General features: G+C 68.4%; 19 protein-coding genes and 1 riboswitch. Of the genes, 9 read left to right on the plus strand and 10 right to left on the minus strand.

The window, feature by feature from the left end; all coding sequences use genetic code 11:
• Window positions 1-7: 7 nt before the first annotated feature.
• A riboswitch (cobalamin riboswitch) is annotated at window positions 8-264 on the minus strand.
• 54 nt (window positions 265-318) lie between these two features.
• The 5 genes from ABL838_RS17000 to ABL838_RS17020 all read left to right on the plus strand — a co-directional run bounded on the left by ABL838_RS17000 (window position 319) and on the right by ABL838_RS17020 (window position 4,316).
• Window positions 319-2,040, plus strand: a complete 1,722-nt coding sequence (locus tag ABL838_RS17000; RefSeq protein WP_418121241.1) for a ClcB-like voltage-gated chloride channel protein — start codon at window positions 319-321, stop codon at window positions 2,038-2,040.
• 115 nt (window positions 2,041-2,155) lie between these two features.
• Complete coding sequence (locus ABL838_RS17005) at window positions 2,156-2,380, plus strand: DUF904 domain-containing protein (protein WP_418121242.1); 225 nt, start codon at window positions 2,156-2,158, stop codon at window positions 2,378-2,380.
• Complete coding sequence (locus ABL838_RS17010) at window positions 2,377-2,703, plus strand: cell division protein ZapA (RefSeq protein ID WP_126023951.1); 327 nt, start codon at window positions 2,377-2,379, stop codon at window positions 2,701-2,703. The genes ABL838_RS17005 and ABL838_RS17010 overlap by 4 nt, the downstream gene beginning before the upstream one ends.
• Window positions 2,704-2,984: 281 nt before the next feature.
• Window positions 2,985-3,812 (plus strand): sulfite exporter TauE/SafE family protein, encoded by an 828-nt coding sequence (locus ABL838_RS17015; RefSeq protein WP_126023950.1) that lies wholly within the window; start codon window positions 2,985-2,987, stop codon window positions 3,810-3,812.
• Window positions 3,813-3,890: 78 nt separating this feature from the next.
• Complete coding sequence (locus ABL838_RS17020) at window positions 3,891-4,316, plus strand: universal stress protein (protein ID WP_126023949.1); 426 nt, start codon at window positions 3,891-3,893, stop codon at window positions 4,314-4,316.
• Between the two features lie 17 nt (window positions 4,317-4,333).
• Here the strand turns inward: ABL838_RS17020 and ABL838_RS17025 are convergent, their stop codons facing one another.
• Window positions 4,334-5,305: a helix-turn-helix domain-containing protein gene (locus tag ABL838_RS17025; protein ID WP_418121243.1), complete on the minus strand. Its 972-nt coding sequence runs from the start codon at window positions 5,303-5,305 to the stop codon at window positions 4,334-4,336.
• Between the two features lie 188 nt (window positions 5,306-5,493).
• On the opposite strand from ABL838_RS17025, the gene ABL838_RS17030 reads away from it, so the two are divergent.
• A complete protein-coding gene (locus tag ABL838_RS17030; protein ID WP_418121244.1) occupies window positions 5,494-6,504 on the plus strand; it encodes a carbon-nitrogen hydrolase family protein in 1,011 nt (336 codons plus the stop codon).
• 17 nt (window positions 6,505-6,521) lie between these two features.
• Window positions 6,522-7,595 carry a phenylacetaldoxime dehydratase family protein gene (locus ABL838_RS17035; RefSeq protein WP_418121245.1) on the plus strand — a complete coding sequence of 358 codons (1,074 nt, stop codon included), beginning with the start codon at window positions 6,522-6,524 and terminating at the stop codon, window positions 7,593-7,595.
• Between the two features lie 6 nt (window positions 7,596-7,601).
• Here ABL838_RS17035 and ABL838_RS17040 read toward each other — a convergent pair whose 3' ends face one another.
• From ABL838_RS17040 to ABL838_RS17075, 8 genes are all read right to left on the minus strand, one after another.
• Window positions 7,602-9,140, minus strand: coding sequence for a malonate--CoA ligase (locus ABL838_RS17040; protein ID WP_418121246.1), 1,539 nt, complete (start codon window positions 9,138-9,140; stop codon window positions 7,602-7,604).
• Window positions 9,141-9,163: 23 nt separating this feature from the next.
• Window positions 9,164-9,952: an enoyl-CoA hydratase/isomerase family protein gene (locus ABL838_RS17045; protein WP_126023944.1), complete on the minus strand. Its 789-nt coding sequence runs from the start codon at window positions 9,950-9,952 to the stop codon at window positions 9,164-9,166.
• Window positions 9,949-10,935, minus strand: coding sequence for a Bug family tripartite tricarboxylate transporter substrate binding protein (locus ABL838_RS17050; protein ID WP_126023943.1), 987 nt, complete (start codon window positions 10,933-10,935; stop codon window positions 9,949-9,951). The genes ABL838_RS17045 and ABL838_RS17050 overlap by 4 nt, the downstream gene beginning before the upstream one ends.
• A gap of 105 nt (window positions 10,936-11,040) precedes the next feature.
• Window positions 11,041-12,507: a malonyl-CoA decarboxylase gene (locus ABL838_RS17055; protein WP_184637462.1), complete on the minus strand. Its 1,467-nt coding sequence runs from the start codon at window positions 12,505-12,507 to the stop codon at window positions 11,041-11,043.
• A 28-nt stretch (window positions 12,508-12,535) separates the two neighbouring features.
• A complete protein-coding gene (locus tag ABL838_RS17060) occupies window positions 12,536-13,204 on the minus strand; it encodes a GntR family transcriptional regulator (RefSeq protein WP_184637460.1) in 669 nt (222 codons plus the stop codon).
• Window positions 13,205-13,342: 138 nt separating this feature from the next.
• On the minus strand, window positions 13,343-14,176 hold the full coding sequence (lgt, locus tag ABL838_RS17065; RefSeq protein ID WP_126023940.1) for a prolipoprotein diacylglyceryl transferase: 834 nt from the start codon (window positions 14,174-14,176) through the stop codon (window positions 13,343-13,345).
• A gap of 56 nt (window positions 14,177-14,232) precedes the next feature.
• Window positions 14,233-14,502 carry a hypothetical protein gene (locus tag ABL838_RS17070; protein ID WP_126023939.1) on the minus strand — a complete coding sequence of 90 codons (270 nt, stop codon included), beginning with the start codon at window positions 14,500-14,502 and terminating at the stop codon, window positions 14,233-14,235.
• Window positions 14,503-14,534: 32 nt separating this feature from the next.
• Complete coding sequence (locus tag ABL838_RS17075; protein ID WP_418121247.1) at window positions 14,535-15,308, minus strand: SDR family oxidoreductase; 774 nt, start codon at window positions 15,306-15,308, stop codon at window positions 14,535-14,537.
• Between the two features lie 129 nt (window positions 15,309-15,437).
• Between ABL838_RS17075 and ABL838_RS17080 the strand changes: the two genes are divergently transcribed.
• Window positions 15,438-16,379 (plus strand): LysR family transcriptional regulator, encoded by a 942-nt coding sequence (locus tag ABL838_RS17080; RefSeq protein WP_418121248.1) that lies wholly within the window; start codon window positions 15,438-15,440, stop codon window positions 16,377-16,379.
• Here ABL838_RS17080 and ABL838_RS17085 read toward each other — a convergent pair.
• Window positions 16,376-17,335 carry a LysR family transcriptional regulator gene (locus ABL838_RS17085; protein ID WP_184637454.1) on the minus strand — a complete coding sequence of 320 codons (960 nt, stop codon included), beginning with the start codon at window positions 17,333-17,335 and terminating at the stop codon, window positions 16,376-16,378. The genes ABL838_RS17080 and ABL838_RS17085 overlap by 4 nt on opposite strands.
• A 103-nt stretch (window positions 17,336-17,438) precedes the next feature.
• On the opposite strand from ABL838_RS17085, the gene ilvD reads away from it, so the two are divergent.
• Window positions 17,439-19,133: a dihydroxy-acid dehydratase gene (gene ilvD, locus ABL838_RS17090; RefSeq protein WP_418121249.1), complete on the plus strand. Its 1,695-nt coding sequence runs from the start codon at window positions 17,439-17,441 to the stop codon at window positions 19,131-19,133.

Here is a 19,133-nt window from a genome sequence, read left to right on the forward strand (position 1 = left end):
CGACGCATGCGGCAGCCGCCTTGTTGGCCGGTATCCGGGCTGGCAGAGCGACTCCTTGCCGCCTTCCCAGACGCCTGTTTCAGGGCATCCAGTGGCTTCGATGGAAAGGGGTTGGCGCCTTGCGGCACCGTCTGCTTGACCGTTGCGGGGGCAGCGCAGGCGGCTTCGGCCTTGTTCCGGCAAGAACCGGGGCGTTCACTCCTGCTTCCCGTTGAACTGCGCCGTGCGAACCACGGCGCGAGCACCAACGGCGGTGATTTTATGCGCTGGCCAACGGGGCTTAAGTCGAAAGTTGCGGCACCGCTAACATCGACGGCCATGATGCAGCCCGCCTCGGTCTTCCTGAATCTGCGTTCGGCGCTGCAGCGTCTCTTCGGTGTGTCGGGCTGGCAGTCGATGCTGCTGTGGTCCATCGTGGCGGGGCTGCTGGGGACGCTGGCGACCGAATTCTTCCGCGCGGCGCTGCTGGCCTTCGAGCACCTGGTGCTGGGGCCTGGCGAAGGGCTCGTGGCAATGGCCAGGCAACTGCCATGGTGGGCACGCATCGCCTGCCCCACGCTCGGCGGTCTGGTGGCGGGGCTGCTGCTGGTGCTGGCCAGGCGCGTGGCTTCGCGCAGCGCCACGTCGGACTACATGGAAGCCATCGTCCTCGGCGACGGGCGCATCCCGGTGGCGCAGACGCTGGCGCGCAGCGCGTCGTCGCTGGTGAGCATCGGCACCGGCGGCTCCATCGGGCGCGAGGGCTCGATGGTGCAGTTGGCGGCGCTGGCTTCCTCGCTGCTCGGGAGGGTGTTCCGCTTTCCGGCCGAACGGCTGCGGCTGCTGGTGGCCTGCGGCGCGGCGGCCGGCCTCACTGCAGCCTACAACGCGCCCATCGCGGGCGCCTTCTTCGTCGCGGAGATCGTGCTGGGCTCCATCGCGATGGAGAGCGTGGGACCGATCATCATCGCCTCGGTGGTCGCCAACGTCGCGATGCGGGCGCTTCCGGGCTACCAGCCGCCTTACAGGATGCCGCCGTTCCCGGAGATCCACGGCACCGAGGTCGTGCTGTTCTGCGTGCTCGGCGTGCTGCTGGGCTTCGCGGCGGTGGGCTTCCTGCGTGCGCTGCAGGGCAGCCGGGCGCTGTTCTCGCGGCTGCCGCTCGCGCTGCCGTGGCGGCTGGCGCTGGGCGGGCTCGTCATGGGCGCGGTGTCGGTGCCGATGCCGGAGGTCTGGGGCAACGGCTACAGCGTGGTCAATTCGGTGCTGCATACGCCGTGGGCATGGACGCTGATCGCGATGGTGCTGCTCGCCAAGGCGGTCGCCACCATGGCAACGGCGGGCTCGGGCGCGGTGGGCGGCGTGTTCACGCCCGCGCTCTTCTTCGGCTGCATGATCGGCGCGCTCTTCGGCCAGGGCGTGCAGGCGCTGTGGCCAGCGGCGAGCTCGGCGCCTTTCGCCTACGCCATCGTCGGCATGGGCGCGTTCCTGGCGGGCGCCACGCAGGCGCCGCTGATGGCGATATTGGTGATCTTCGAGATGACGCTGAGCTACCAGGTCATGCTGCCGCTGATGGCCGCGAGCGTCATCGCGTATTTCGTGGCGCGCTCGGCCAACGCGGGCTCGATGTACGAGATCACGCTGCATCGCAACGCACAGCGCGACGACCAGATGCGCCTGCGAGGCCTGCACATGCGCGACCTGGTGCAGCCGGCCGAAACGGTGGTCGGCCCGCAGGCGGACCGCGAGGCGATGAGCAGGCTCTTTCTGCAGTACCCCGTGAAGTACCTGTACGTGGTGGACGCGGACAACCGCTATCTCGGCGTGGTGCCGCTCTCGTCGCTCGGCACGGCGCCGCAGGAGACGACGGCCGGCGCCCTGCTCTCGCAGGCGATCCTGCCGATCACCGCCGACACCGGGCTGGGCGAGGCGCTGCAGCGCTTCCTCGACCACCTGGGCGAGCGGCTGCCGCTGATAGAGAGCGCCGCCAACCCGGTGCTGCTGGGCGTAGTCGCCAAGAGCGCGCTGCTGGCCACCTACGTGCGGCTGAGCGAAGCCTGAAACACCTGATCGGGGGTTTGATCGGCGGGCGGCAAAGCCGCAGAATCCCGGGCACGCCGGGCGCCGCGTCCGGCCTCGGCGGGACCGCCTCCCCGGGAAACTACAATCGCCAACCATGCCCGCCTCCAGCCCCATCGACCAGATCGCCGAGCGCGTCGAACGACTGCTCGTGCGTCACGAAGAGGTGCAGCGCACCAACGCGCTGCTGCAGGAACAGGTCGATGCGCTCACGCGCGAACGCGACGCCCTGAAGTCGCGGCTCGTCGCGGCCCGCACGCGCCTCGACGCCCTGCTCGAACGGTTGCCGGCCGACCCACCTTCCGAAGATTCCCCCGCATGAAGCAGATTGAAGTACAGATCATGGGACAGAGCTATCTGCTCGGCTGTCCCGACGGCGGCGAGGCGCAGCTGCGCGAAGCCGTCGACCGCGTGGATGCCGCCATGTGCAAGATCCGCGACGCGGGAAAAGTCAAGGCCCGCGACCGCATCGCGGTGCTGGCATCGCTGAACCTGGCATTCGACCTCGCCGCACAGCAGGCCGCCGCCACCGCGGCACCCGCGCCTGCTGCCGCAGCAGCCGATACCACAGAGACCGACCCGAAGGCCGCCCAGCTCATTCAAAGACTCGATCAGGCCCTGGCGGGCGATGGACATTTGCTCTGAGCGGGTTCCGCCGGCAGGGCTGCAGCGGTAAAATCCGAACTGTCTGCGGTGCGCGTTGGGCTTTATATGTCCTTGTTCCAATGCTCTACGGAGCCGGGCTTGGTAAATCGCTCGACGGGTGTGATCATCTCGCGTCAGATGAACCCGAAGTCCTGCTGCCCTCGCCCACCTGAACCCCGGTTCAGGATGCGAGTCCGGCGCCCACTTGCAGACACCTAATTCCGCCACGGCCCCCTGCACAAACTGCTCGGGGCCGTTGCTTTTTGCGATACAGAATTTCCGTGAACGTCTCTAGCCTGCTCGACCCCATCCTCATCGCCGAACTCGCCGCCCTCGGGCTCGGCACCGGTTTCCTCGCAGGCCTGCTGGGCATCGGCGGCGGCATGCTGATGGTGCCGTTCATCACGATCATCATGGGCCACCGCGGCGCGCCAGCCGATCTCTCGGTGAAGATGGCCATCGCGACCTCGATGGCGACCATCATCTTCACCTCGGTGTCGAGCGTGCGCGCGCACCACAAGCGCGGCGCGGTGCGCTGGGACATCGTGCGCCGGCTCGCGCCCGGCATCGTCATCGGCAGCCTGGTGGGCAGCCTGGGCGTGTTCTCGCTGCTCAAGGGAACGGCGCTGGCGATCTTCTTCGCGCTCTTCGTGGGCTTCTCGGCCACGCAGATGTTCCTCGACAAGAAGCCCGCGGCTTCGCGGCAGATGCCGGGCACGGGCGGCCAGCTTGCGGCGGGCGGCGCCATCGGCTTCATCTCGGGCCTGGTGGGCGCCGGCGGCGGCTTCATCAGCGTGCCGTTCATGACGTGGTGCAACATCTCCATCCACAACGCGGTGGCCACCAGCGCGGCGCTGGGCTTTCCGATCGCGGTGGCGAACGTGCTGGGCTATGCGGTGAGCGGACAGTCGGTGCAGGGCCTGCCGGCCGGCTCCTTCGGCTACATCTGGCTGCCCGCGCTGGCGGTGATCGCCCTGTGCAGCGTGTTGACCGCGCCACTGGGCGCGAAGGCGGCGCACAGCCTGCCGGTGAAGAAGCTCAAGCGCGTGTTCGCGAGCATCCTCTACATGCTGGCCGCCTACATGCTCTGGAAGGGCCTGCACGGCTGATTCCCTTCGGGCGCAAGGCCCTTGCGCGAGAGGTGCGACTCGTTGCCGCCCGCGCGGCACGCGCCGTATAACGGGGCCATGAAAATCCTCATCGCAGTCGACGGCAGCGCCTACACGCAGAAGGCGCTGGCTTATCTGGTTGCCAACCGCGCGATGTTCGTGGACGGCCACGAACTGGTCATCGTGCACGTGTGCACCGGCATCTCGGGCCACGTCACGCGCCACCTCAGCAAGGAGATCGTCTCCGACTACTACGCCGAGGAAAGCGCCAAGGTGATCGACCCCGTGAAGGCGCAGCTCGCGGCACAGGGCATCGCCAACTACACGGTCGATGCGCGCCACGGCCACATCGCCGAGGAGATTCTCAAGTCGGCCGCCGCCGCGCAGGCGGGGCTGATCGTGCTGGGCACGCACGGCCACGGCATCCTCGGCCGAGCGCTGATGGGCTCCGTCGCCACCAAGGTGATCGCCGAGACGAACACCACGGTGCTGCTGGTTCAGTAAGCCGATCCTTCGATCCGTTACTGCATGCGCTGCTGCCGCCACTCGCGTGGCGAGCAGCCGAATCGCTCCCTGAACGCGCGGCTGAAGTGCGCCGCGTCATTGAATCCCCTGCCGTAGGCGATATCGGCCACGGGACGGCCTGCCAGGCGCGGCTCCAGCAGGTCGCGGCTGCATGCCTGCAGCCTGCGCTCCCAGATGTATTGCGACGGCGTGAGCGGCTCGCTCTTGAACACGCGATGGATGTGGCTCACCGAGACGCCCAGCCCGGTCGCCAGCGTGCTCACCGAGAGTGACGGATCGGCCAACTGCTCGTCGATGCGCCGCTTCACGCGCGCGAGGTGGTAAGCCGCCAGATTGCTCAGCGAAGGCGCGCTCGCCGCCGGCAGCGTCTGCAGCCCCGCCACCAGGATGTTCTGCACGCCGTTGGCCACCGCGAGGGCCGAGGCCGGCTGCAGCGTGTCGATGTCCTCGCGCAGCGTGCGGATCATGCCCAGCAGCAGGTGTCCCGCGCCTTCGCGCCCCGACACGGTGGTGGCCGTCAGCGCCTCGGTGTCGCGCAACTCGCTGCGCAGGCGTTCGCCGGGCAGCTTGAGCACGATCTGCTCGAATGATTCGTCGAACAGCAGCTGGTAGGGCCGCGTGCTGTCGTACAGAGCGAAATCGCCGGCCGACAGCACCGCGTCGCGGCCGTCCTGCCGCACCACGCCCTGGCCGCGCGCCTGGATGCTCACGAGGAAGTAGTCGTCGCTGGAATGCGAGATGTGCCCCGGCGTGCGCATCACCTTCTGCGGGCTCGAGGTGACAACCGACACGTCGAGCCCGGGCAACGTGTGCTGGCGGATGCTTCCCTCGAAATCGCCCGGGTCGCCCGAATCGCCGCCGTGCACCGGGTCGCAGCCCAGCTGCACGTAGACGTTGCAGATCATGTCGGTCCAGTAGGCGAGCCGCTGGTTGCGCGAAACGGCATCGGTGCTGAGCAGCTGGGTCATCGGATTCCTCGGAAAGCCTGGGCAACGAACGGATGCAACGCTGGAACAAGAACGCCGCCAAACCGGGTCAAGGCGTTCCGGCGGCGCGAATCTACGCTTCAAGCAACCCGCATGCCACAGCGCAAACCCGGTGCCTGCGGACCGAAGCATTCACGCCCCGTCACTTTCATTGCATCTGGAGAACTCTCATGCCGACCACCGTCCACCCCAAGCTGCGCGTCGCCGCAGTGCAGGCCGCCCCCGTGTTCCTCGACCTCGACGGCACCATCGACAAGACCATCGACCTGATGGCGCAGGCCGCGAAACAGGGCGTGAAGCTCATCGCCTTTCCCGAGACCTGGGTGCCCGGCTACCCGTGGTGGATCTGGCTCGATTCGCCGGCCTGGGGCATGCAGTTCGTGCAGCGGTACCACGACAACTCGCTGGTCGTCGGCTCGGCCGAGTTCGAGCGCGTCGCGCAGGCGGCGCGCAGGCTCGGAATCTGGGTCTCGCTTGGCTACAGCGAGAAGGCCGCGGGCAGCCTCTACATCGCGCAGGCGCTCATCGACGACCAGGGCGAGACGGTGCAGACGCGGCGCAAGCTCAAGCCCACGCACGTCGAGCGCACGGTGTTCGGCGAAGGCGACGGCTCCGACCTCGCCGTGATCCGCACGCCGCTGGGCAACATCGGCTCACTCTCGTGCTGGGAGCACCTGCAGCCGCTGAGCAAGTACGCGATGTACTCGCAGAACGAGCAGATCCACTGCGGCGCATGGCCGAGCTTCTCTCTCTACCGCGGCGCGGCCTACGCGCTGGGGCCCGAGGTCAACAACGCCGCGAGCCAGGTGTACGCGGCCGAGGGCCAGTGCTTCGTGATCGCGCCCTGCGCCACCGTGTCGAAGGCCATGAGCGAGCTGATGTGCACCGACGCCGGCAAGCAGCAGATGCTGCGCACCGGCGGTGGCTACGCGCGCATCTACGCACCCGACGGCTCGCCACTGGGCACGCCTTTGGCGGAAGACGAGGAAGGCCTGGTCGTCGCCGACATCGACCTCGGCATGATCTCGCTCGCCAAGGCCGCAGCCGACCCGAGCGGCCACTACTCGCGGCCCGATGTCACGCAGCTGCTGCTCAACAAGACGCGCCGCGAACCGGTCGTGGTGCAGCAGGCGACGTCGCCGGAGCCTGAAGTCAGCACGCCAGAACCGGTCGCGGCCTGAAGCAACGGAGGCGCACCATGGAATCCGCCATCGACGAGCACCTGAAGTGCCCCCGCACGCGCCACCGCCGCGTGGAAGACGACTACGTGCCGCCCTACCCCGTGTGGTCGGCCCGCGCACCGGTCGCGGTGAGGCAGGTCGTGATGGGCTACTTCGGCGTGCAGTCGCGCGGCGCCGAAATGCAGGGCCGCGCCTGTGCCGCGCTGATGAAGATCGCGCGCGACTTCGCCCTGCCCGACGGCCCCGGCCATCACGACCTCACGCACTACGTCGACGCGCAAGGCTTCGACAACATGATCGCCATCGCCTACTGGAACGACCCCGCCGCCTACGCGCGCTGGTGCGCGACGCCCGCTGTCGACGCCTGGTGGCGCTCCGACGAACGGCTCACGGAAGGCCTCGGCTACTTCCGCGAGATCGCCTCGCCCCGCGTCGAGCACTTCGAGACCATGTTCAACACGCCCGACCGCTTCGAAGGCGTCGGCGTGGTGATGGGCGGGGTCAGCGGCGAGCTGCAGGAGCACGGGTACTGGGGTTCAATGCGCGACCGCATTCCGCTGTCGCAGACCGACGCGATGGCGCCTTCGGGCTCGCGCGCGGTGATCGCAGGCGTGCCGGCGCCGGGGCAGCGCGTGCGCATCGCGGGCCACGAGAACGTCGCGATGATCCGCTCCGGCCAGGAATGGACCGACACCACCGGCCAGGAGCGCACGCTCTACCTGCAGGACATGGAACCGGTGCTGCGCGAGGGCATGGACTTCCTGCGCGACCAGGGGCTGGGCATCGGCTGCTACAGCAACCGCTACATGCGCCACCTCGACGCGCAGGGCGCGCCGCTGCAGAAGTCGTTCGGGCTGAGCTACTGGCGCTCGCTGGCCGACATGGAACGCTGGGCCGAGTCGCACCCCACGCACGTCGCGATCTTCGGCAGCTTCATGCGCTACGTGCAGGCGCTGAACTTCCAGCTGCAGCTGCGCGTGTATCACGAGGTGTCGGTGCTCAAGGCCGACGAGCAGAGCTACGAGTACGTCAACTGCCACGCGGGCAGCGGGCTGATGAACGGACTCGCGCCAGCAGCAGTCGGGGCTTGAACCGGCTCAGGTCGCGAACAGTCCCTTGTGCTCGGTGCGCAGCAGCGCCTTCTGCACCTTGCCCATGGCATTGCGCGGCAGCTCGGGCACCACGAAGCAGCGCTTGGGAATCTTGAAGTTGGCCAGCTTCGACTTCAGCTCCGCCACGATGGCGTCACCATCGAGCGCTGCACCCGCCTTGGGAATGACGATGGCCACGCCCACCTCGCCGAAGTCGGGGTGCGGCACGCCGACCACGGCGCTCTCGGCCACGCCGGCCATCTCGTTGATGTAGCCCTCGATCTCGGCTGGGTACACGTTGTAGCCCCCGCTGATGATCAGGTCCTTGCTGCGCCCGACGATGGTGATGTAGCCCCGGCCGTCGATCTTGCCCACGTCGCCGGTCTTGAAGAAGCCGTCGGCGGTGAACTCCTCCTTCGTCTTCTCGGGCATGCGCCAGTAGCCCGCGAACACGTTGGGGCCGCTGACCTCGATGTTGCCAATCTCGTCGGTGGTGCAGTCACGGCCGCTGTCGTCGCGCACGCGCAGCTGCACGCCAGGCAGCGCGAAGCCGACGGTGCCGCCGCGGCGCTCGCCCTGCTCCGGCCGGTAGGGGTTGGAGGTGAGCATGACCGTCTCGCTCATGCCGTAGCGCTCGAGAATGGTGTGCCCGGTGCGCTCGCGCCATTCGTCGAAGGTCTCGATGAGCAGCGGCGCCGAGCCCGCGACGAACAGGCGCATGTTGCGCACCGCCTCGCGCGTGAGGCCCGGCTCGGCCAGGAGGCGCACGTACAGCGTGGGCACGCCCATGAACACCGTGGCTTCGGGCAGCTTCTGCGCGACGCGCTTCGGGTCGAACTTGGCGAACCACAGGATCTTGCTGCCGTTGAGCAGCGCGCCGTGCAGCGCGACGAACAGGCCGTGCACGTGGAAGATGGGCAGCGCGTGGATCAGCACGTCGCCCTCGGTCCAGCCCCAGTAGTCCTTCAGCACCTCGGCGTTCGACAGCAGGTTGCCGTGCGTGAGCATCGCGCCCTTGCTGCGGCCGGTGGTGCCGCTGGTGTAGAGGATGGCGGCCATGTCGTCGGCCTTGCGCTGCGCCGGCACGTGCTGGTCGCTGCACCGGGCGGCCACGTCGAGCAGCGAGCCGGTTCGGTCGTCGTCCAGCGTGAAGACGTGCTTCGTGCCCGCCGCGGTGGCGATGGGCGCGACCCACGACGCGTTGCGGCTGGTGCACACCACCACGGCCGGCTCGGCGTTGCCGATGAAGTATTCGATCTCGGCGCTCTGGTAGGCGGTGTTCAGCGGCAGGAACACATAGCCCGCGCGCAGCGTGGCGAGATACAGCAGCATGGCCTCGACCGACTTCTCGACTTGCACCGCGATGCGCGCGCCCTTCTCCAGCCCGAGGGCGTCGAGCAGGTTGGCGATCATGGCGCTGGCGCGTTCGAGGTCGCGCCAGGAATAGAACAGGCCGCTGTCGGTTTCGACGGCGATGGCGTCGAGGTCGGCGGGAAAGGCCGCGCGCAGGGCGGCGAACAGGTTGGCGTTGGCGGACTTCTTCATTCGGACGATTGCTTGGCTTGGCTTCAGAAATTCGGGGTGCGCTTGGCAAGGAAGGCGGCGATGCCCTCGCGGTGCTCCACGGAATCGGCGTAATCGTAGGCGGTGGCCAGCAGGCCGTGGGCCGAGGGAGCGCCGGCACGCAGCACGGCGAAGGTGGCCTTGTGCAGGCGCGCGGCCTGCGGGGAGAGTGCTGCGATGCGCGCGGCGTGCGACTGGGCGGCGAGCGGCACTTCGTTGTCGGGCAGCACCTGCAGCAGGAAGCCCGCGTCGTACAGGCGCTGCGCGCCATGCACGCCGGCGGCCAGCAGCATGTCGCGCGCGAGCACGTCGCCGATGGCGCCATGCACCAGCGCGGCTTCGCGCGGCGCCATCGGGAAACCGAGCTTGGCGATGGGCGCGCCGAACCTCGCGGAGGCGCCGGCCAGGCGGATGTCGCAGCAGCTCGCGATCTCGATGCCCGCGCCCATGCAGGCGCCCTCGATCTGCGCAACCAGCGGCAGCGGGCAGTCGAGCATCGCCTGCAGCGCAGCCCAGACCTCGTTCTCGTGGAACTCGCGCAGGCTGGGCTCGCTGAAGCGGAACGACGGGTACTCCGAAATGTCGCCGCCCGCGCAGAAGGCACCGCCCTCGCCGCGCACGATCACGCAGCGCAGGGCGCTGTCGCTGTCGCCATCGCTGCGCAGGCCGTCGAACACCGCGCGCAGTTCACGCCACATGGCGCGCGTCATGGCGTTGAGGCGCCCCGCGTTCGACAGCGTGACGATCGCGATGGCGCCGTCGCGGCGCAGGGAGATGGCGCTTCCAGCGGTCATTCGAGCTTGGCGCCCGAGGCCTTCACCACCGCGGCCCAGCGCTTGATCTCGGCATTGACGAAGCTGCCGTAGGCGGTGGTGGTGAGGTTCGGGATCTCGGAACCGTTCTGGGCCCAGATGCCCTTGAGGTCGTCGGTGGCCAGCGATTTCTTCATGTCGTCGATGGCGCGCGTCTGCGTGTCGGCCGGCGTGCCCTTGGGCGCCCACAGGCCGTACCAGGTGGTCACGGTGTACTCGGGCAGGCCCACCTCGGCGGCGCAGGGCACGTCGGGGAAGGCCGGGTTGCGCTTGGTGCCGGCCACCATCAGCGCCTTGATGCGGCCGCTCTTGATGTGCTGCGCCGAGGAACCCAGGCCGTCGAACATCAGGTCGACGTTGCCCGAGATCAGGTCCGACAGCGCCGGGCCCGCGCCGCGGTACGGAATGTGGGTGATGAAAGTGCCGGTCTGGATCTTGAAGAGCTCGCCCGCGAGGTGGTGCGAGGTGCCCGAGCCGGCCGAGCCGTAGTTGAACTTGCCGGGGTTGCGCTTCACCAGGGCAATGAACTCCTGGATGGTGTTGGCCTGCACCCGCTTGGGGTTGATGACCACCACCTGCGGCACGTTGGCCAGCAGCATCAGCGGCACGAAGTCCTTTTCGATGTCGTAGTCGAGCTTCGGATAGATGGACGGTGCGATCGCATGGTGCACCGCGCCCATGAAGAGTGTGTAGCCGTCGGCCGGCGCCTTGGCGGCGATGCTCGCGCCCAGCGTGCCCCCTGCCCCGCCGCGGTTGTCGATGACCAGCGTCTGGCCCGCCACGCGCGAGAACTGCCCCGACAGCGGCCGAGCGAAGGCATCAGTGCCGCCACCGGCCGGGAACGGCACGATCATCGTCACGGGCTTCGTCGGCCAGCCCTGCTGGGCCCGCGCGGCGCCGCACAGTACGGCCGCACCGGCGGCGGCCACGCGCAGTACGTCGCGGCGCTGAAAGCTTGGGTTCATTTGTCTCATCTCCTGTGTGTCGTTGTGGATCTTGCCGCCCCGTGCGGCTGCCGGCCTTGGGTGCACCGGCTCCTTGCTCTGCTTCGACTTTCTCTTTTGCGGACTTCAGCCTTTTTTGAAATACAGGCTTTCGACGTCTCCCGATACGGCCACCTTGCCCTCGGCCAGCCAGGTGCGGTGCTTGTCCAGGCGCTTGAGGTCATAGAGGTAGTTGACCATGAGTCCGTAGGACTGCTTCTGTCCCTTGGCCGACGGATCGCCCGCCCAGTTCAGGCGCTCGACGCGCGCGCCGTTGCCCAGGTGGAAGCGCGCCACCGGATCGGCCGGCGTGCCGTCGACCAGCGCGCGGCCCAGGTACTCGGCGGCGGCCTGCATCAGCCACTGGCGCAGCGGCGACTTGGCGTCGAGGCTCGCGGCGCCGTCCACCGCGGCGAGCAGGCGCTCCGCCGTGGGCGGCACCGAGCCGACGAGGCGGCCCAGCTCGGCCTCGCGCTTTTCGTCCAGGCGCGGCAGCAGGTCGCCGGCGTTCTTCGCGAGCCAGGTGCGAAAGCCCGGAATCGGCGAGAGCGTGGCGAAGGTCTTCAGGCGCGGAAGCTCGTCCTGCAGCGTCTCGACAACGCGCTTGATGAGCGAATCGCCGAAGCTCACGCCGCGCAGGCCGTTCTGCGTGTTGCTGATCGAATAGAAGATGGCGGTGGTGGCCCGTGCGGCAGGCACCGGCACGGCGGTTTCGTCGAGCAGCGGCGTGATGCCGGCGCTGATGCGGTCGACCAGCGCCACCTCGACGAAGATGAGCGGCTCGTTGGGCAGGCGCGGATGGAAGAAGCCGTAGCAGCGGCGGTCGCTGTCGTCGAGCCGGTTCTTCACGTCGGACCAGCTCTTGATGTCGTGCACCGCTTCGTAGCGAATGAGCTTCTCGATCAGCGAGGCCGGCGAATCCCAGTCGATGCGGCGCAGTTCGAGGAAGGCGACGTCGAACCAGGTGGAGAAGAGCTGTTCGAGCTCGGCGTCGAGCGCGAGCAGGCGCTTGTCGGCCTTCAGGCAAGGCAGCAGGTCGGCGCGCAGGTCCACGAGAAAGCGCATGCCCTCGGGCTCCACCGCGAAGCGCTGCAGCAGGCGCATGCGCGGCGACACCAGCGCGCGACGCAGGCGCAGTTCGGCCTGGCCCTCGTCGGGCGTACCGACGGCCGCCTGGTGCTGGTCGCGCGCGGTCTTGAGCTTTTGCGCGTCGGCGGCGAAATGCTCGCTCATGAGCGCCCAGTAGTCGCGGCGCTCGTCGGGCGTGGCGGCTCGGTAGGCGTCGGCAATGGCATGGGCGCGGCGGCCGCCCTCGACCTCGCTCACGCGCGGGTCGATCACCGCCTGCAGGTCGGCCAGCACGCGGCGCAGCGCACGCGGCGACAGGGCCTCGTCGGCCTTGCGCAGCGTGGCCTGCAGGCGCTCGGCGGTCGGGCGGGCGCTGGGCTTGGGCGCGTTCTTCGATGCGCTCTTCGCCGCGCCTTCGGGCGCTACCGGCACTTTGGACTTCTCGCCAGAACGCAGCCGCGCCTGGAACCATTCGGTCGCACTCATCGGGGCACTCCAATGCTCGTAAGGATCGTCACGACATCACCCTGGACTTCTGCTGGCGCGCGACCTCGCGCAGCGCCTCGCGCTGGCGTGTCAGGTGCGTGCGCATGGCGGCGTCGGCGCCTTCGCTGTCGCGCGCCTTCAGCGCCGCGAACACGGCCAGGTGCTCCGACAGGCTCTGGTCGAGCCGCCCGGGCGCATGCAGTTGCTGCAGGCGCGCGAGCTTGAGGATCTTGCGCAGGTCGCCGATCACCTGCGCCAGCCACTTGTTGTCGGCCAGCTTGATGATCGCCTCGTGGATGATGTGATTGGTGGCGTAGTAGTCGTTGATGCGCTTGGCCCTGGCGTGGCGCACGAGGCGCTCGTGCAGCGCGTCGAGCTCCTGCAGCTCGGCGTCGCTGGCGTTGCGGGCCGCCTCGTAGGCGCAGCGGCCTTCGAGCAGCGCGATGACGGGGAAGATTTCGTCGAGATCGCGCTCGGTCACCTCGTTGACGAAGCAGCCGCGCCGCGGCTCGTGGCGCAGCAGGCCTTCGGCGGTGAGCACCTTGAGCGCTTCGCGCAGCGGCGTGCGGGAGATCGAGAGCCGCTCGCACAGCGCCGTTTCGTCGACGAAGCTGCCGGGGGCCAGGGAGCCGTCGAAGATCTGCTCGCGCAGCGTGGCGGCGACTTCGTCGTGCAGGGAGTTGGGAACCAGGCGCATGGGATCAGGACCGCATAATTTCCTGTAATTACGCGTAATTCTGAGCCCGACATCCGCCCGGCGCAAGTGCCGCGCGTCGAATGTGCGGCGGGTAGTTACCCTTAAGACAAAGGGCCCGAAGGGCCCCTTGGTGAAAGCTCAGGCCCGCGCGGCGCTGGCCGCTTTGCCACCGGTGCGGCCGAACCAGAACCAAAGCGCGATGCCCGCAACGATCATCGGGATGCTCAGCCACTGCCCCTGGCTCAGGTCGAGCGCACGCAGGCCGAGGAAGTCGTCGGGCTCGCGGAAATACTCGGCCACGAAGCGCAGCACGCCGTAGCCGATGAGGAACACCGAGGCCACCTGCCCCTGCTTGCGCTCCTTGCGCGCGTAGAGCCACATCACGACGAAAAGCAGCAGTCCCTCCAGCAGGAACTGGTAGACCTGCGAGGGATGGCGCGGCAGCATCGACCCGCTCTGCGGAAACACCATGCCCCAGGGCAGATCGGGGCTGCTGAAGCGCCCCCACAACTCGCCATTGATGAAGTTGCCCACGCGGCCGGCCGCGAGGCCCGTCGGCACGCAGGGCGAGACGAAGTCCATCACCTGCCAGAACGGCCGCTTGCGCGAGTGCGAGAACCACACCATCGCGCCGATCACGCCGAGCAGACCGCCGTGGAAGCTCATGCCGCCCTGCCACACGTACAGAATTTCGAGCGGGTGCGTGAGATAGAACTCGGGCTTGTAAAACAGGCAGTAGCCCAGCCGCCCGCCGACGATGACGCCCATCACGCCGAGGAAAAGAATGTCCTCGATGTCCCGGCGTTGCCACACGCCGGCATCCACCAGCCTGCGGAACGGCTCGTGCCGGAGGCGGCGCGTGCCGAGGAAGTAGAACAGCGCAAACGCGGCCAGGTAGGTCAGGCCGTACCAGTGGATGGCCACCGGCCCGATTTGCAGCGCGATGGGGTCGATATGCGGATACATGAGCATCCGCGGATTGTGCCCCGGCCCGATGTCACGGCCGGGTCGGGGCTATTCGGGCCGGGCTAGCGCCCGAACTTCCACCATACGAGCGCCGCCACCACGGCCGGCACCGCGAAGATCAGCAGGAAGATCGGCAGCTCCTCGGCCACCGAATACCCGGCCTTGATCACGCCCACGGCCATGTTGATGCCCGCGCCGACGAACCACGCCGGAATGAACCACTTGGCCGCGACGGCCAGCGCCGCCGGGGAGCCGTCGCCCAGCAGGCGCCCGGCCAGCAGGAACACCACCAGCAGCACGAAGCCGCCGCCCATCACCATGATCGTGTGCATGTCGTTTTTCCTCCTGGCGGCATCTTGCCCGGTCAACGCGTGGTGTAGCCGCCGTTCGCGAAGATCGTCTGCCCGGTGATCCACCAGCCCTCGGTGACCAGGAAGCGCACGATGGGCGCGATGTCCTCGATGTCGGTCAGGCCCTTCTTCGAGAACTTGCTGAGCGCGGCGGCGCTGCTGTGGTACTCCACGGCCTCCTTGCTCTCCTGGCCGTAGAAGAACGGCGTGTCCATGGGCCCGGGGCCGATGGCGTTGACCGAGATGCCGCGCTCGCCGAACTCCTTCGACGCGGCACGCGTGTAGTGCTCCACGGCCGCCTTCGAGCCCGGATAGATCGCATAGAACGGCGTGTAGGCCGCCAGCAGCGAGCTCACCAGCGTGACGATGCTGCCGCCGTCCGCCATCGCGCGGCCGGCCTGCTGGATGAAGAAGAAGGCAGCCTTGGCGTTGGCGTCGAAGCTCTTGTCGTAGTCGGCCTCGGTGACCTCGAGGATCGGCTTCTTGATGACCACGCCGGCCGTATTGATGGCGATGTCGACCTGGCCGAAGTGCTTCACCGCCTTGTCGAACAGGCCGACGCAGTTCTCGACCACCGAGAGGTCGCCCTGCACCAGCAGCGTGTCGACGCCCTTCGCCTTGAGCTCGGCGGCGGTCTTCTCCGCATCGGCGCGCGAGGCGTCGCTGTTGTAGTGGATGGCGATGCCCCGGGCGCCGCCGTCGACCAGCTGGTGGCCGATGAGGGCGCCGAGGTTCTTGCCGCCGCCGGCGATGACGGCGACCTTGTTCTTGAGCGTACGTGCGGACATGGATGGACTCCTTGGTTGAAGCGTGGATGTGTGACTGGAGCGGCCAGTCTATTGATCGGCTTCGAACTGATAAATAGGCCATCCGAGGCTAGACTGTTCATGATTTCACGAACAATTCGTTCTTCTTCCATGGACCGCATCGACCTCCTCCAGGTCTTCGTTCGCGTGGCCGAAACCGGCAGCTTCACGCGCGCCGCCGACCGCCTGGGCCTGCCGCGCGCCAGCGTCTCCACGGCGGTGCAGCAGCTCGAAACCCGCCTCGGCTCGCGCCTGCTGCACCGGACCACGCGCCGCGTCGGCCTCACGCCCGATGGTGAGGTGATGCTGGAGCGCGCCCGTGCGCTGGTGGCCGACATGGAGGACATGGAGCAGCAGTTCCTGCCCGCGCGCGGCCAGGTCAGCGGACGCCTGAAGGTCGACGTGCCCAGCCGCATCGCGCGGCGCCTGATCGCACCGGCGCTGCCGGACTTCTTCGCGCTCCATCCGGCCATCGAGCTCGAACTCGGCTCCAGCGACCGCGCCGTCGATCTCGTGCTCGAAGGCATCGACTGCGCGCTGCGCGTCGGCCCGCTGGCCAACAGCAGCCTCGTGGCGCGGCCACTGGGGCACTTCACGCTCATCAACTGCGCGAGCCCCGCCTACCTGCAGCGCCACGGCACGCCGCGCACGCCGGCCGACCTGCCGGAGCACGTGGCCGTCAACTACGCCTCGCCGACCAGCGGCCGGGCCGCGCCATGGGAATGGCTGCGCGACGGCGAGACCTCCACCCTGCGCATGCGCAGTCAGGTGGCGGCGAACAACGCCGAAACCTACATCGCCTGCGCGCTGGCGGGGCTGGGCCTGATCCAGATCCCGGCCTACGACGTGCGCGAACACCTGGCGGCCGGCGAACTGGTCGAAGTGCTGCCCGACGCGCGCGCCGAGCCGCTGCCCGTGCAGCTGGTGTACCCGCACCGGCGCAACCTGTCGCGGCGCATGCAGGCTTTCGTGGGTTGGCTCGAAACGGTGCTGGCCGATGCGCTCGACAAGCCGGCCCAACCCACCGGCGGACGCGCACGCAAGACCCGCTAGACCTCGTCGCGCCGCTTCGACCCCGCTCCCCGCTCGCGCACGAAGGCGACGAAGCGTTCGAGCGCCGGGTTGGCCGCGCCCTCGGGCCACACCAGGCTGGTTTCGCACCCGGGCAACTCCGGCGCGCTGCGCCGCCGCGCGGCCGGCGCGAACTCCTCGGCGCGGCGATACACCACGCCCGCCCGACGGAACTGCGTGACGCTCTCCGGCACCCAGGCCACGCCGATGCCGCCCGAGACGAGGTTCACGATGGTCTGCATCTGTATCGCCTCCTGCCCGAGCTGCGGCGTGCGGCCGGCCGCGTGGTAAAGGTCGAAGATGGCATCGTGCAGCGAAGGCACGATGCGGCGCGGAAAGATCACCAGGGGCTCGGCGAGCACGTCGGCCAGCAGCAGCCGGTCGGTGCGCGCCAGCGGGTGACGCTCGGGCAGCGCCAGCACCAGCGGCTCCTGCGACACGGCGAGGCGCGCCAGCCCTGGAGGCGCCGCGCCGGGCGAATGCAGCATCAGGCCGGCGTCGATCTCGCCGCGCGCGAAGGCCTCGAGCTGCACGTCGCCGGTGGCCTCGACCAGCTCCAGCGCCACCTCGGGGCACAGCACGCGGAATTCGCGCACCCAGGCGGGGAGTTGCTCGAAGCCCACCGTCGAGACGAAGCCGATGCGCACGCGCCCGACCTGCCCCGCCGCCGCGGCACGGGCCCTTGCGGGCAGCGCTGCGGCGCGCGCCAGCAGCTCCCGCACGTCGGGCAGCAGCGCCTCGCCCGCCGGCGTGAGCGCCACGCGCCGGCGGGTGCGGTCGAACAGCACCACGCCGAGCGTCTTCTCGAGCTGCGCGATGGCCTGCGTGACCGGCGGCTGCGTCATGTGCAGCCGCTGCGCGGCGCGGCCGAAGTGCAGCTCTTCGGCCACGGCGACGAACTGGCGCCAGGCGCGCAGGTCGATGAGGGCTTCATTCATATGCCGAGCATATCAATCTGCAATTGAAAATGGATTGGAAGCAATCAATCAGAAGTCCGATACTTGGACCCCCACCCGATCTCCCCACGACAGAAGAGACACCATGGACACCAAGCCAATCCAGATCAACCGCCGCAGCGCCAACATCGTCGAAGGCAAGAGCCGCGCCCCCAACCGCTCGATGTTCTACGCCATGGGCTACGAGGAAGGCGACTTCAAGAAGCCGATGGTCGGCGTCGCCAACGGCCACAGCACCATCACGCCCTGCAACTCGGGCCTGCAGAAGCTGGCCGACGCGGCCATCGCCGGTATCGAGGAAGCCGGCGGCAACGCGCAGGTGTTCGGCACCCCCACCATCTCCGACGGCATGGCCATGGGCACCGAGGGCATGAAGTACTCGCTGGTGAGCCGCGAAGTCATCTCCGACTGCATCGAGACCTGCGTGGGCGGCCAGTGGATGGACGGCGTGCTGGTGGTCGGCGGCTGCGACAAGAACATGCCCGGCGGCATGATGGGCATGCTGCGCGCCAACGTGCCCGCCATCTACGTCTACGGCGGCACCATCCTCCCCGGCAAGTACAAGGGCCAGGACCTCAACATCGTCAGCGTGTTCGAGGCCGTGGGCCAGAACGCCGCCGGCAACATGAGCGACGAGGACCTGAAGGAAATCGAGAAGCGCGCCATTCCCGGCACCGGCTCGTGCGGCGGCATGTACACCGCCAACACCATGTCGAGCGCCTTCGAGGCGCTGGGCATGTCGCTGCCCTACTCGTCGACCATGGCGAACCCGCATGACGAGAAGCAGAACTCGGCCAAGGAATCGGCCAAGGTGCTGATCGAGGCGATCAGGAAGGACCTGAAGCCGCGCGACATCGTGACCAAGAAGGCCATCGAGAACGCCGTGGCCGTCATCATGGCCACGGGCGGCTCGACCAACGCGGTGCTGCATTTCCTGGCAATCGCGCATGCGGCGGGCGTGGACTGGTCCATCGACGACTTCGAGCGCATGCGCAAGAAGGTCCCGGTGATCTGCGACCTGAAGCCCTCGGGCAAGTACCTCGCGGTCGACCTGCACCAGGCCGGTGGCATTCCGCAGGTGATGAAGGTGCTGCTGAACGCGGGCCTGCTGCACGGCGACTGCATCACCATCAGCGGCCAGACCATCGCCGAGGTGCTGAAGGACGTGCCGGACGTGCCGCGCGCCGACCAGGACGTGATCCGCACCATCGACAACCCGATGTACGAAGAAGGCCACCTCGCGATCCTGAAGGGCAACCTGTCGCCCGAGGGCGCGGTCGCCAAGATCACCGGCCTGAAGAACCCGGTCATCACCGGCCCGGCGCGGGTGTTCGACGACGAGCAGTCGGCGCTCAAGGCGATTCTCGACGGCAAGATCAAGGCCGGCGACGTGATGGTGCTGCGCTACCTCGGCCCCAAGGGCGGCCCGGGCATGCCAGAGATGCTGGCGCCGACCGGCGCGCTGATCGGCGCGGGCCTCGGCGAGAGCGTCGGCCTCATCACCGACGGCCGCTTCTCCGGCGGCACCTGGGGCATGGTGGTGGGCCACGTCGCGCCCGAAGCGGCTGCCGGCGGCACCATCGCCTTCGTGAACGAGGGCGACTCGATCACCATCGACGCGCACCAGCTCAAGCTCGAACTAAACGTGCCCGAGGCCGAGATCGCCAAGCGCCGCGAAGGCTGGAAGGCACCGGCTCCGCGCTACACGCGCGGCGTGCAGGCGAAATTCGCGTTCAACGCATCGAGCGCCAGCTCGGGCGCAGTGCTCGACAAGTTCTGA

This window comes from Variovorax sp. 160MFSha2.1, from assembly GCF_048305075.1.
Classification (GTDB): domain Bacteria; phylum Pseudomonadota; class Gammaproteobacteria; order Burkholderiales; family Burkholderiaceae_C; genus Variovorax; species Variovorax guangxiensis.

Coding starts and splice junctions, on each gene's coding strand:
- ABL838_RS17040 (WP_418121246.1), bottom strand. CDS start 9,140: ATGAAGAAGTCCGCCAACGCCAACCTGTTCGCCGCCCTGCGCGCGGCC.
- ABL838_RS17025 (WP_418121243.1), bottom strand. CDS start 5,305: ATGACCCAGCTGCTCAGCACCGATGCCGTTTCGCGCAACCAGCGGCTC.
- ABL838_RS17010 (WP_126023951.1), top strand. CDS start 2,377: ATGAAGCAGATTGAAGTACAGATCATGGGACAGAGCTATCTGCTCGGC.
- ABL838_RS17030 (WP_418121244.1), top strand. CDS start 5,494: ATGCCGACCACCGTCCACCCCAAGCTGCGCGTCGCCGCAGTGCAGGCC.
- ABL838_RS17075 (WP_418121247.1), bottom strand. CDS start 15,308: ATGTCCGCACGTACGCTCAAGAACAAGGTCGCCGTCATCGCCGGCGGC.
- ABL838_RS17045 (WP_126023944.1), bottom strand. CDS start 9,952: ATGACCGCTGGAAGCGCCATCTCCCTGCGCCGCGACGGCGCCATCGCG.
- ABL838_RS17005 (WP_418121242.1), top strand. CDS start 2,156: ATGCCCGCCTCCAGCCCCATCGACCAGATCGCCGAGCGCGTCGAACGA.
- ABL838_RS17050 (WP_126023943.1), bottom strand. CDS start 10,935: ATGAACCCAAGCTTTCAGCGCCGCGACGTACTGCGCGTGGCCGCCGCC.
- ABL838_RS17055 (WP_184637462.1), bottom strand. CDS start 12,507: ATGAGTGCGACCGAATGGTTCCAGGCGCGGCTGCGTTCTGGCGAGAAG.
- lgt (WP_126023940.1), bottom strand. CDS start 14,176: ATGCTCATGTATCCGCATATCGACCCCATCGCGCTGCAAATCGGGCCG.
- ilvD (WP_418121249.1), top strand. CDS start 17,439: ATGGACACCAAGCCAATCCAGATCAACCGCCGCAGCGCCAACATCGTC.
- ABL838_RS17035 (WP_418121245.1), top strand. CDS start 6,522: ATGGAATCCGCCATCGACGAGCACCTGAAGTGCCCCCGCACGCGCCAC.
- ABL838_RS17085 (WP_184637454.1), bottom strand. CDS start 17,335: ATGAATGAAGCCCTCATCGACCTGCGCGCCTGGCGCCAGTTCGTCGCC.
- ABL838_RS17000 (WP_418121241.1), top strand. CDS start 319: ATGATGCAGCCCGCCTCGGTCTTCCTGAATCTGCGTTCGGCGCTGCAG.
- ABL838_RS17060 (WP_184637460.1), bottom strand. CDS start 13,204: ATGCGCCTGGTTCCCAACTCCCTGCACGACGAAGTCGCCGCCACGCTG.
- ABL838_RS17070 (WP_126023939.1), bottom strand. CDS start 14,502: ATGCACACGATCATGGTGATGGGCGGCGGCTTCGTGCTGCTGGTGGTG.
- ABL838_RS17020 (WP_126023949.1), top strand. CDS start 3,891: ATGAAAATCCTCATCGCAGTCGACGGCAGCGCCTACACGCAGAAGGCG.
- ABL838_RS17080 (WP_418121248.1), top strand. CDS start 15,438: ATGGACCGCATCGACCTCCTCCAGGTCTTCGTTCGCGTGGCCGAAACC.